This window comes from Streptomyces sp. NBC_00029 (genome assembly GCF_045160505.1).
In the GTDB taxonomy this organism is placed as follows: Bacteria; Actinomycetota; Actinomycetes; order Streptomycetales; family Streptomycetaceae; genus Streptomyces.
Genome location: NZ_CP108292.1, coordinates 6,617,371 through 6,629,616, shown reverse-complemented (window position 1 = coordinate 6,629,616; position 12,246 = coordinate 6,617,371). Strand labels below are relative to the sequence as shown.

Annotated in this window: 6 protein-coding genes; 4 read left to right on the top strand and 2 right to left on the bottom strand. The window is 68.7% G+C overall.

From position 1 onward, the window contains the following. Positions 1 to 266: 266 nt before the first annotated feature. The 3 genes from OG753_RS30910 (at position 267) to OG753_RS30900 (ending at position 10,394) form a co-directional block, all read left to right on the top strand. Positions 267 to 1,628 (top strand): serine/threonine-protein kinase, encoded by a 1,362-nt coding sequence (locus tag OG753_RS30910; RefSeq protein WP_405790968.1) that lies wholly within the window; start codon positions 267 to 269, stop codon positions 1,626 to 1,628. Positions 1,629 to 1,720: 92 nt separating this feature from the next. Beyond that, positions 1,721 to 4,813 carry an SNF2-related protein gene (locus tag OG753_RS30905; RefSeq protein WP_405790967.1) on the top strand — a complete coding sequence of 1,031 codons (3,093 nt, stop codon included), beginning with the start codon at positions 1,721 to 1,723 and terminating at the stop codon, positions 4,811 to 4,813. A gap of 70 nt (positions 4,814 to 4,883) precedes the next feature. Beyond that, complete coding sequence (locus tag OG753_RS30900; protein WP_405790966.1) at positions 4,884 to 10,394, top strand: Eco57I restriction-modification methylase domain-containing protein; 5,511 nt, start codon at positions 4,884 to 4,886, stop codon at positions 10,392 to 10,394. A 61-nt stretch (positions 10,395 to 10,455) separates the two neighbouring features. On the opposite strand, the gene OG753_RS30895 is transcribed toward OG753_RS30900, so the two are convergent. Next, the gene (locus tag OG753_RS30895) at positions 10,456 to 10,668 is read right to left on the bottom strand and encodes a DUF397 domain-containing protein (protein WP_405790965.1); all 213 of its coding nucleotides are present in this window, start codon (positions 10,666 to 10,668) and stop codon (positions 10,456 to 10,458) included. Next, on the bottom strand, positions 10,665 to 11,525 hold the full coding sequence (locus tag OG753_RS30890; RefSeq protein ID WP_405790964.1) for a helix-turn-helix domain-containing protein: 861 nt from the start codon (positions 11,523 to 11,525) through the stop codon (positions 10,665 to 10,667). Before OG753_RS30890 ends, OG753_RS30895 begins: the two co-directional genes overlap by 4 nt. 126 nt (positions 11,526 to 11,651) lie before the next feature. On the opposite strand from OG753_RS30890, the gene OG753_RS30885 reads away from it, so the two are divergent. Next, positions 11,652 to 12,131 carry an ATP-binding protein gene (locus OG753_RS30885; protein WP_405790963.1) on the top strand — a complete coding sequence of 160 codons (480 nt, stop codon included), beginning with the start codon at positions 11,652 to 11,654 and terminating at the stop codon, positions 12,129 to 12,131. Positions 12,132 to 12,246 lie beyond the last annotated feature (115 nt).

Below are 12,246 nucleotides of genomic sequence, written 5' to 3'. Positions count from 1 at the left end.
CCCCAGGTCGTGGGGCATCGGAACGGGCCTGGCCTCGAGCTTGCACCACGCCCGTGATCGACAGAGCCAAAAGCACCCCCACCCCTTGGGGTGAGACGGGCTCCATGCCCTTGCACGGACCTGACCAGATCCTGCTGATCTTGTGGGCACACTGCGTAAACTGGCCCACAAGCTGTGATCGCCGTCGTTCGGGGACCTCGACCACACCGGACCCGTCCACACAGCCGATGGGATCCCAGGTTCGATACGGGTGGGGACGAAGCGCAATGTACGAGCTGAACCAAGAGACGGATCCGGCCGTGCTCGGGCCGTTCGAGCTCCTTGCGGTGCTCGGCCAGGGTGGCATGGGCCGCACCTATCTCGCCCGCAAGCTGGACCTGGCCAACCTCGCCCCCGAGCAGGAGACGGCGTACCACCTGACAGCCACGGACGGTGAGGCCGAACCCGTACTCGCTGCCGTAAAAGTGATCAAGCCGTCGAAGCTGCGGGACAGCACCGAGAACTCGGAGCAGGAGGCCCGGGCGCGCTTCGCGCAGGAGATACAGACGATGGGCACCGTGGCGAGTGCCCGCGTGCCGGCGCTGATCGGCGCCGACCCCGAGGCCGCCCGGCCCTGGCTGGCAATGGACTACGTGCACGGGCCCACACTCCACAAGGTCGTCCACAGCTGCGGCCCTCTCGAGGTGGGGCCGTATGCAGCGCTCGGTCTCGCGCTCGTCGACGCCCTGCGCGCGATCCACGAGGTGAAGCTGCTCCACCGCGACCTCAAGCCGGGCAATATCGCCCTGGGCCCGGACGGTCCCGTCGTCCTCGACTTCGGTCTCGCGGTGCTGACCGAGCGCGACGGCGGTGCGGCGCTCACCAAGACCGGCGCCCGCTTCGGCACCGTTTCCTACATGTCGCCGGAGCAGACGCAGGATGCCAAACACGTGGAGGCTCCGTCGGACATCTTCGCCCTGGGAGCGGTCCTCTTCTTCGCCGCTGCCGTCCGCTCCCCCTACCCCTACGGCCCGACCGGGCTGACCCCGAGCTGGGAGGGAGTGCCGCCGGACTACCGCCCGCTCCTGGCCCGTCTCCTCGCGCTGGTCCCCACGCAGCGTCCCACCCTCACCGAGATCGAGGGCGAACTGGTCCAGCTGCTTGCCGTGCATGGCCGGACCGTCGAGGCTGCAGCGGAGGAGCTCCGCACCCTGGTCGCCGGGTCGGGGCTGATTCCCGAATTGCCGGAGCGTGCCCGCGACAACGAGGCGGACCCGGAGCTCCAGCAGGCTGCCCAGCAGGCCGTCGATGAAGGTGCCGATCCGGACAGCCCGTGGGCCGCCCATGAGCCCGACCTCTTCGATGAGTTCCTCGACGAGGAGATCGCGGACATCGAGCTTCCCGCTGAGGAGCCCCTTCCTGCCACCCCCGCGGACTACGTGCCCACCGTGCTCGACCCGCAGGCCCACCCGCTCCCCGGCCCCGCGCCCGCCCTGGGTAACCCTGTCTCCGTCACGAGCTACCCGCTGGCGCCGCCCCAACCGACGCCGCCACATGCCCCCGGTGACGCCGGCCCCTCGGTCCCGCCCGCCGCGGCCAAAGCCGCCGAGCGTCTGCGCAAGGCATACGCGCACAGCGGTCGCCTCTGAACGGCGGAACCTCCGCCGCTCCTGCACCGACAATAGAGAACCACCCGCCCCCGTCCGGCGGGCACAGCGGTTCGCCGAAAGGAACGCCCTCCATGCCCGACGCAGCGCCCGGTCTCGCCTCAGGCCCGCCCCCGGCAGGCACGGTGATCGAGGTCCGCGACGAGGAGTGGCTGGTCCGCAGCAGCCGTCTGGTCCGCCCCGGTGAGATCCTCATCGAGGCCATCGGTGCGTCCGAGCTCGTACGAGGCCACGAGGCACGCTTCCTCACCTCGCTCGACGGCCCGCCCCGCGTCCTGCGTCCCGAGGACACCTGGATCGATCACGATCCGTCCCCCGGTTTCCGCCGCAGCCGGCTCTTCCTGGAGGCCGCGCTGCGCAAGACCCCCCTCCCCCAGATCGAGCGCGGGCTCGCCCTGACCGATGGGTTCCTGCTGGACCGCATGGACTACCAGCTGCGCCCCGCCGCGAAGGCCCTCGAGAACCGCCTGCGCCCGCGGCTGCTGATCGGCGACGTCGTCGGCCTCGGCAAGACCCTGGAGATCGGCATTCTGCTCGGCGAGCTGATCCGCCGGGGTCGCGGCGAGCGCATCCTCGTCGTCACGCCGGCTCCTGTCCTGGAGCAGTTCCAGCACGAGATGTGGACGCGCTTCTCGCTGCCGCTGGTGCGCCTCGACAGCGTGGGCGTCTCGCGCATCGAGCGGAAGATCCCGGTCGGCCGGAACCCGTTCACGTACTACAAGCGCGTGATCATCTCGATGGACACGCTCAAGAACGCCAAGCGCTACGGCCCGTGGCTGAAGAACATCGAGTGGGACGCCGTCGTGATCGACGAGTCGCACAACCTGATCAACCAGGGCAGCGACCGGCGCATCCTCGCCAATCTGCTCGCCGAGCACACAGACGCCTTGGTCCTCGCCAGTGCCACGCCGCACAACGGTGACATGCGCGCCTTCACCGGTCTGGTCCGGCTCCTCGACCCCATGGCGGTCAAGGACCCGAACAAGCCCGAAGCATCCGAGCTCCACCACCTCATGCTGCGCAGGACGAAGCGGAGCGAGGAGGTCGCGACGGCCCTCGAAGGCTCCTGGGCCCCGCGCGGCAAGTCACACCCCATCCCCTGCACGGCGGGAGAGCTGGAAGAGCAGGTCTTCGCCGAGCTGGCACACACATGGCTCAGCAATCCTCAGACGCAGGATGCCGACCACCTCTTCCCGTACGTCCTGCTCAAGTCCTTCCTCTCCTCGCACCGCGCGCTCTTCGCCAGCGCCCGCGCAAAGCTCGCCACTCTGGGCCACGCCCTGCCCGCGGGGCACAAAGAGGTCACCGACCCGCCGCTGCCCGGCCATGACACGGCCCCGGCTGAGGTCACTTCCCTGATCCGCCTCACCGAACTCGCCCGCAAGATCGAGCAGGCGTCGGCCATGGGCCTCGGCGCGACCTCCAAGCTCGCCGGCCTCGTGGCCGAGCTCCGCAAGATCGGCGTCAAGCCCGGAAGCACCACCCGTGCGGTCGTCTTCTCCGAGCGCCGCGAGACCCTCAACTGGCTCGGCCTCGTCCTTCCCCCGCTGCTGGGCTGGAAGCGCAACGAGGACGCGGCGGCCGCCGTCAAGGTCATGCACAGCGAGATCTCCGACACCGTGCAGATGGACTACGTCGACGAGTTCGCGCGCGCGGGCAGTGACGTCCGGGTGCTGCTGACCGGCGACGGCGCCTCCGAGGGCGTCAACCTGCACCGCCAGTGCCACCACCTCGTCCACTGGGACCTCCCGTGGAGCCTGATCCGCGTCGAGCAGCGCAACGGTCGCATCGACCGATACGGGCAGACCCGGCCGCCCGAGTTCCGCGCCCTGATCCTCACCAGTGCCGTCGAAGGAGCCCTCGACGACCGGACCGTCGCCGAGAAGGTCCTCGCCCGTGAGGCGAAAGTCCACGAGGTGCTCGGCGCAGTCGAGGCGGCGACCAAGGAGAACGACGGAGCCAAGGAGGAGCGTCGGGTCATGGAGGCGCTGCTGCGCCACGCCACCCCCGAGGAGGCAGTCGCGGAGCTTGAGGCTGTAGCGGTGGACGCCCTCGACGGGGTGGACGGCCTCGGCCTCGCTGCCGAACTCCCGGTGGAGCGGCAGACGATGAGTGAATTCGGTACGGGGCCTGCGCCAGTCGCCGAAGACTTCGCAGCGTCCGAGGACTTCGAGGAATTCGACCTGGACGATGATTTCGACATCGACCTCGACGACTACGGGTCCGCCGCCGAGGCACCCGCCCCCGAACCCGACGGTGAAACCGCACAGCCCGACCGGGCCTCCGACATCCCCACCGTTGAGGAACTGCGGCTGTTCGACCCGTCCGCGGAACGCAACCGCCACGAGTACGTGCTCGCCGGTCTGGCCGAGCTCGCCGAGCTGGAGTCCTTCCGCCTGAACACCACCATCGCGGGCACCGACCTCAGCTTCGACACCCCCGAGGACCTGGCCGACCGGCTCGACGTCCTGCCGCCCGGCTATCTGCGCGACCAGAACATCACCCGCCGCATGAAGCTGACCTTCAGCCGCAAGGACGCGGCGGAGTCCCTCAAGCGCGCCCGCGAGGACTCCGGTTCCTCCTCTCTCTGGCCGGACGCCCACTACGTGGGTGAACTCCACCCCGTCGTGGAGTGGATCACCGACAAGGTGCTGGTCCAGCTCGGCCGGCAGCAGGCCCCGATCATCCAGGTGGACCCGAAGGGAGCGCCCGTCCCGGTGGTCCTCACGCAGGGCGTGTGGTCCAACGCGGAAGGACGCCCGACCCTGGTCGCCTGGCTCGCCGTCGACCGACTCGACACCCCTGAGCCGCGGACCCGCAAACTCACCCCGGAACTCCTGGCCGAACTGGGCATCCGCCCCGACATGCCGGACCACTACCAGCCGGGTGACCGCGCGGCCCTCCAGACCCTGGTCCCCATGGCCGTGGCGGAGACCCGCCGCACGCTGGGACACCTGCGGAAGCTCGCCGACCAGGAAGTCGACGCTCCGCTGCGCGCCTACGAGAAGCGTGTCGGCGACTGGCAGCAGGATGCCCTCTTCGGCTTCACCGGCGGCAAGACGGCCCGTGACAAGGCCGCCGAGGCCCTGGCCGCAGCCGCCGCCCGGATGCGTACCGCAGGCGACCCGATGGTCCGGGTGCTGGCCGTACTGGAACCGGGCACGTGACCGGCCGCCTCGACCATCGCAGCCCCCGGCAGGGCACCACCCCGAAGAACAGCGAGCAGGAGCAGCAGGCGTGACGTTCGACTCCCTGATCAACGAGAGCGAGTACTTCCCCTCGTTCTACCTGGACGACATCCTGCCCAAGCAGCTCGCGAGCGGCCCGCTGAAGGAATGGACGGCCCTGGAGCGTCAGGGCCAGGCCACGCCCCGACAGAACCTGCGCGACCTGACCCGCCCCTACATGGACGTACGGGCGGTCCTCGGGCCGGACGCCGAGAAGTACAACTCCCTGCTGTACGCGCGAGCCGTCGACGCGCAGGAGCAGGCCGCCGCGCTACTCAAGGCACTTCCCGCGGAGACGGTGCCGCCCGCCTTCCAGCCCCTCCCGGCCGCGGCCGAGGGTGAGGCGGACACCTCCCCCGAGGGCGAGTGGTGGGCGGCCCTGGCCGGCTGGCACGAGGGCCTGCTGAAGGCCCTGGGCTTCACCCCGCAGCCGGGGCACTTCACCGCCCACACCCCGACCGGCCCGGTCGCCGCTCCCGTGGCCCACTCCGAGCCCGGCATCGTGGTCCTGACCGGCGGCTTCGCCGAGGACCTGGACGCCACCCGGGGCGACGGTCCCGCCAACCGCCTGCCGGCGCCCGTCCGGGTGTCCGCCACGAAGACGCTGACCACCGTGCGCGAGCTGGCCTCCTGGCTGCTGAACGCGGAGAACGCGCCCCGGTACGCACTGCTGCTCTTCGGCGGTGTGCTGATCCTGGCGGACAGCCAGGCCTTCTCCCGCGGCCGCTACCTCGCGGTGAACCTGGACACGGCCCTGCCCCGCAAGGCAGGCAAAGGCGCGAAGGCCAACGAGATCGACCTGATCGCGGCTATCTTCGCCGCCACGTCGCTCCGGCCGAAGGAAGACGGCTCGGACGACGAGATCGCCAAGCTGGTCGCCGAGTCCCGTGACCACTCGGTGGGCGTGACCGCCGAGCTGCGCGTGGGTCTGCAGAAGTCCGTCCAGCTGATCGCGAACGAGGTCCTGCGGCGGGCCCGCGAGGAACACGGCGTCCACCCGGAGGACCTCCAGGAGTGGCTGCCGGAGACCCTGAAGGAGCCCGGCGACCTCCCCCGCCTCCTGACGGAGGAGTCGCTCCGGTACCTGTACCGGATCTTGTTCCTCCTGTATGCGGAGGCCCGGCCGGAGCTGAGCATCCTGCCGGTAAAGAGCGAGGAGTACGCGACCGGGTACAGCGTGGCCCGGCTGCGCGAGCTGGTCGTCCAGGAGAAGCTGAGCAGCACCTCCCGGGACCGGTACCACTTCCACGAGTCGCTGGCCCTGCTCTTCGAGAAGGTGTTCACCGGCCACCCGGTGGCGAACACGGTCACCAGCCGCGACGCCCTGCGCGAGGAAGCACCCGAGCTGGTCGAGGACGACGGCTACGAGGGCATCCGCATCGAAGCCCTGCGGTCCCGGCTGTTCGACCCGGCCTCGATAGGGCTGGTCGGCCAGAAGATCGACTACCCGGACCCGGTCCGCCCGGACGGATCCCCGGCTCCGGCCCAGCCGCTGGACCTGCGCCTGCGCAACAAGGTGCTGCACCAGGTCCTGCGCAACCTGACCCTGGTCGAGGGCCGGGGCAAGAGCCGCGGCGGCTTCATCAGCTACGCCAACCTCAGCATCAACCACCTGGGCGCGGTGTACGAGGGCCTGATGTCGTACACCGGCTTCATCGCCACCGAGCCGCTGTACGAGGTCGCCAAGGGCGGCAACCCGGAGGGCGGCTCCTGGCTGATCACCGCGAGGCAGGTGCGGTCGGGTCTGTACGCGGACACCCCGGGCGACAGCGTCTTCGTCAAGACCAAGGACATCAACCCGGAGACGGGCGTACCCGATTCGGTCATCCACCCGGTGGGCTCGTACGTCTACCGGCTGGCGGGTCGGGACCGGCAGACGAGCGCCTCGTACTACACGCCGGAGTCCCTGACCCAGGCGACGGTTGAGCAGACGCTCCGTTTCCGGCTGGACGACGACGGGAAGGTCGACCCGCGCGAACCGGAGAAGTCGGACGTCACGGCGGCCGAGGTCCTGCGCTGGCGCGTGTGCGAGCCGGCACTCGGCTCGGGCGCGTTCCTGAACGAGGCCGTCAACCAGCTGGCGGAGCTGTACCTGAAACTGGCACAGCACGAGGCCGACGAGCAGATCGACCCGGAGGAGTACCCGCGCGAACTCCAGAAGGTCAAGGCGTACATCGCGCTGCACAACGCGTACGGCGTCGACCTCAACAAGACGGCGGTGGAACTGGCGGAGATCTCGCTCTGGCTCAACACCATGTACCCGGGCATGCGGGCGCCCTGGTACGGGCTGCACCTGCACCGGGGCAACTCCCTGATCGGGGCCGCGCGGAAGGTCTACCCGGGCAAGACCCTGGGCGAGGGCGGCTGGCTCAAGGCCTCGGCCCAGCAGGCGCCGAAGGCAGTCCCGCTGTCGCAGAAGCTGACGGGGACGGGCGTGCACCGGCCGGTGCACCAATTCCTGCTGCCGGCGCTAGGCTGGGGCTCGGTCGGCGACTCGGTCTCGGTACGGAAGGGCACCGGCCAGAGCGTGGTGGCCGGCTCCGTGGCGGACTGGCTGGAGCCCGAGCTCATCGAGGCGATGAAGAAGTGGCGCTCGGGCATCCGCCGAGCCCCGAAGGGCGAGAAGAAGGCTCCTAGTACAAAGGCCCCCACCACCCAGGCATCGGCCCTCGCCAAGGAGACCCGGACTGGCCAGGCCTCTTTCGACCTGGGCCTGGACATCTGGGAACAGCCCGGCCTCGAAGTCCCGGCGGAGCCCCCTGCACCGACCAAGCGGGCGGCAAAGCAGCCCGAGACCCCGGACACCGGTGACGGCCGCACCGAGACGGGCCGCCTGCGGGCACTCGCAGAGCGGGTGGAATACCTGTGGGACCTGGTCAAGCTGCGGCTTGAGCTGTCGGAGCAGGAGATCTCCCGCGACATCCCGGTCTGGGGCATGCCGGTCGATGCGGACCGTTCCACACCGGTGATGGACCGCGAGGCGGTCAGGCAGGCCCTCCAGGTGGAGGGCAGCCCGTACTGGCGGCTCAAGCAGATCATGGACGCGTGGTGCGCGCTGTGGTTCTGGCCCCTGGAGGAAGTGGCGCTGCTGGACGGTACGGCGGCTGACTACTTCAACGGCGACCAGGACCTGAAGAAGATCAAGAAGGGCGGCCGCGACCGGAAGGTAGCCCTGAGTTCGCTGGACGACTGGATCGAGTTCGCGGAGTCCGTCGTCGGTCGTGTCGACGTGGACCCGGGCAAGGACGCCGGCTCACTCTTCGAGATCCCCAAGGTCAACGGCCTCAAGGGACTGGACGAGTTCGAGCGGTCCCTCGACGACAAAATGACCGAGCTCTCAGGCTGGGTCGACCCCCTCAGCCTGGGCGACCTCTTCCCCTGGCATGGCACGGCCGTCCGCATCGCAAAGGACCGCGGCTTCTTCCACTGGGAGCTGAACTTCGCCCACATCTTCGCGGAGGGCGGCTTCGACCTGATGGTCGGCAACCCGCCATGGGTCAAGCAGGAATGGAAGGAAAGTGGCGTCCTCGCCGAGTTCGAGCCGTGGTTCGAGCTGGCGGAGAAGCCGAGCAATGAGGCGTGGGCTGACCGCAAGAACGATGTACTTGAGCAGGCGAAAGCGCGGTCGGCGTTTACGACCGAGCTGGCCGATTCGGCCGCGATGTCCGGGTATCTCGCCTCAGTCGAAGCCTACCCGGAGCTAGTCGGGACGCAGCCTGACCTCTACCGCGCCTTCATGCTTCTGACGTGGCGCGTATCGGGCGAGCGAGGCACAGTTGGGCTCATTCACCCCGCCACCCATCTCACCGGCGCCAAGGAAGGTGCACTGCGCAAGGCGGCCTACAGTCACCTCCGCATGCATGCCGACTTCGTGAACGAGCTCTACCTGTTCGCACGGCCCGTCGACCACAGCACTCACTTCAGTGTGAACATCTACGGGCGGAAACGCCCGATCCGATTCCAGCACCTGAGCTGGCTTGTCCACCCGCTCGTACTCGCGGGCTCGCTGCGCCACAACGGCGAAGGGGACTCTCCGGGAATCAAGCACAAGGGCACCTGGGACAGGCGAGCGCACCGAGACCGCGTGATCACGGTGGATCGCTCGACACTGGCTGACTGGCAGAAGCTGGCGGGCGACGAGAAACCGCTGCCTGTCGAGGAAGCCAAACTGCTTTTCCCCGTGACGGCATCAGAGGAGTCGGCCATTTCTGCACTCGCGCAGTGGCCTCACCGACTTGGAACACTCGAACCACGCATCAGCCCTGGCTTCCACGAGAAGAACGACCGTACCGCCGGCTACTTCACTTGGGACTCAGGACCCGCGCAGAGCTGGGACGACGTGATCCTTCAGGGCCCGTTCTTCGGCATCGCGACGCCGTTTGCAAAGCGACCCGTTGACGGCGCCCGAGCATCGACTGAGCTGGAGGCGTGGAACCCCAACGGCCTGGCCGAAAACGAGGTGCCACGCACGAACTACCGGCCAGCCGGTCAGCGAACGCGGTATCTGGCAGCACAGGATCGCTGGGTGGACCACAATCGGCTTGAGCAACTGCGGGCGAGTCATTACGCCGTTGCCGCAGCCGAAGCCGAGGTCGATACGAACTACCCAGACCTGAGCACGACCGAACGCGAACGGGCAGTTGATTCAGTGCTACGCACAGCTAGCATGCGCCCCTATTCTGAGTTTTACCGCGTTGCCTGGCGGGTCATGGTTCCTTCGAATACTGAGCGCAGCCTCACCGCTTGCTTGATGCCACCGGGACCGGCCCATGTTGACTTGGTCGACACCATGGCCCTCAACGAGACCATGACAACTTGCCTTGCCGCTGGATTCTGGGCTGCTTTGCCCAGTGACTACTACCTCCGAATCAACAACATCCGCCACCTTCGAATTGGAGAGGCGTCTTCTTTCCCGGCGCCCACAGCAGGCCACCCACTCGCGCCCTCACTATTGCTGCGCACCCTGCGCCTGAACAGCCAAACCTCGTCCTACGCAGCAATCTGGGCCGAGTTGCACGACCCTTCATGGAAATCTGATGACTGGGTCGTCGAGCAAGTGCCATCCGGAGTCCGACCCCTGACGGACGGCCTTGGCCCCACGTGGACCGTTAGAACTCCTTTGCGATCCGAATTCGCCCGACGGGCTGCTCTCGTTGAGATCGACGCTCTCGTGGCGGTGTGGCTCGGGATCAGCGCGGACGAGCTCGTCGCCATGTACCGGGCTCGCTTCCCCGTGCTCCAGCAGTACGAAGAGAACATGTGGTTCGACGCGACCGGGCGGCGGATCACCAAGGCGCACCAGGTGCACGGCTACGGCCAGCCCAAGGACGCCTGGAAGCAGCTCAGCTCGCACGAGAACTTCCCGCTCGAAGCGAACGTGCCCGACGGGTACGAGGGGCCGCTCTACCGGGCGGATCGGGTGAAGGAGATGCGGGCCGCGCACGCGGAGTTCACGCGGCGGCTTCGGGCGGCCGGCTGGGAGCCCGGGGACACCGAGCCGCCAGCGGCGGCGGAGGTGTAGCGCACACGCAGGAGCCCTGCCGCCTGGTGCAGGCGGCAGGGCTCCCCCGCTCGGCAACCGATCAGGCGTCGTGGGCAACGGCCACGGCGACCAAGCCCGACCACGCCGCCGGGGACACTCTTACAATCGGGCCAGCCAAGGTCTTCGAGTCGCGGACGTACACGGAACCACCGGTGGTCGCGACCTCCACGCACTCGCCGCCGCCACCACCGCTGTAACTGCTCTTGAACCAGGCCGAGTCCGGAACCACGGATCCGTTGGGCTGAACAGTCATCTCTCTCCCAGCAGCTTCTCGATGAACTCCGACGACTCACGCGGGGTGAGCGCCTGAGACCGGATGATGCCATAGCGGGATTCGAGCTCGTGGATCTTGGCGCGAGCCGTGTACATGCGGCTGTCGTCCTGCACTTCCGTGTAGGCGATGCGCTGCCCGTCCGCAGTGTCGATCAGGTTGAACGGGCCACCGAGGCCGGCGTGATCCTCCCTGTCCACTGGCATGACCTGGATCTCCACGTTGCGCTTCTGCCCCAGGAGCAGGACCTGTTCCAGTTGCCCGAGCAGAACCTCTCGCCCGCCAATGGGCCTGCGCAGCACGAACTCCTCGATCACGAAGCTGAGGAGCGGAGCCGGACGCCGATCGTAGATCTCCTGCCGCGCCAAGCGGGCCGACACACGTTGTTCAATGAGGTCGTCGTCCAGCAGGGGCCGCTGCATCCGGAACACGGCCCGCGCGTAGTCCTCTGTCTGGAGCAGCCCCGGCACGGCGATGGCCGCGTACACGCTGAGCGCCAGCGCCTTCGCCTCCAACCGGGCCGCGTCACGGAAGAACGCCGGGTACTGGGCCCGCGCCACCTCCTCCTTCAGCACCTTCAGGACACCACCCGCACCCAACTCCTCATCCGCCCGGTCGATGAACCGCGGCGGCGGAATGCGGCGCCCCTGCTCGTACGAGGAGATGCTCGACGCCGAGTAGCCGAGCCGCGCACCCAGCTCGGCCCGTTCCACGCCCGCCGCCACCCGGACCAGCTTCAGCTGCCTCCCGAACGCGGCGACGATCCCCGTCCCCGGTTCGTCCTCCGGGCGCGGGCCCTCGCCGCCGTCCGGCTCGTCTACACCCAGGTCGTCTTCCACCAGCCACCGCCTGTCCACCACGCCGCGCGCTGCCCCGCGTACACCTCACGCACCACCGCGTACAAGCAGTCCGCGTCAGTGCGTCACCACTGGTCACGCTACGCCACCACCGGAAGCGTTGTCCGCATGATGGAACAACCCGCCACCCCGACGGCAGTCACGCAACTCAGCAACCCCACCCACCACTTCAGCATGCGGTTCAGCTCCACCCCGCGCGGCGCCCGCCTCGCCCGGCGGCTGGCCGCCGTACGCCTCGACGCGTGGGGGTACCCGTACGACAGCACCGCCCACGCCGAAGTGACCCTGCTCGTCGCCGAGCTCTGCGCCAACGCCATCCAGCACGGCCACGTACCCGGCCGGGACTTCCGTCTCGACCTGAAGGCGATCACCCCCACCACGCTCCGTGTCGAGGTCACCGACACCCGCGCCGAACGGCTCCCCACCCAGATCCACGACACCGCGCTCGCCGAGCACGGCCGTGGCCTGAACATCGTCGCCGCCCTCGCTTCCCACTGGGACTGGGGCTACCGCCCCGAAGGAGGGCCCGGAAAGATCGTCTGGGCGGAGTACGAGGCGGGGGCACCGGCTGCGTCACCCGCGCCCTGATGGCCCGCACCCCCTCCCACCAGCCCTCATCGGCTGAAACCGGCCCGACTGTCGGAGCGCGCACGTAGAGTGGTCGAGATCGTCGTCGCGATCAGTGACACGAGTCGTGAGCAGG

What these genes read in the sequence shown, in the direction of transcription:
- OG753_RS30910 (WP_405790968.1), top strand. Translation starts at nt 267, where the DNA reads ATGTACGAGCTGAACCAAGAGACGGATCCGGCCGTGCTCGGGCCGTTC.
- OG753_RS30905 (WP_405790967.1), top strand. Translation starts at nt 1,721, where the DNA reads ATGCCCGACGCAGCGCCCGGTCTCGCCTCAGGCCCGCCCCCGGCAGGC.
- OG753_RS30895 (WP_405790965.1), bottom strand. Translation starts at nt 10,668, where the DNA reads ATGACTGTTCAGCCCAACGGATCCGTGGTTCCGGACTCGGCCTGGTTC.
- OG753_RS30885 (WP_405790963.1), top strand. Translation starts at nt 11,652, where the DNA reads ATGATGGAACAACCCGCCACCCCGACGGCAGTCACGCAACTCAGCAAC.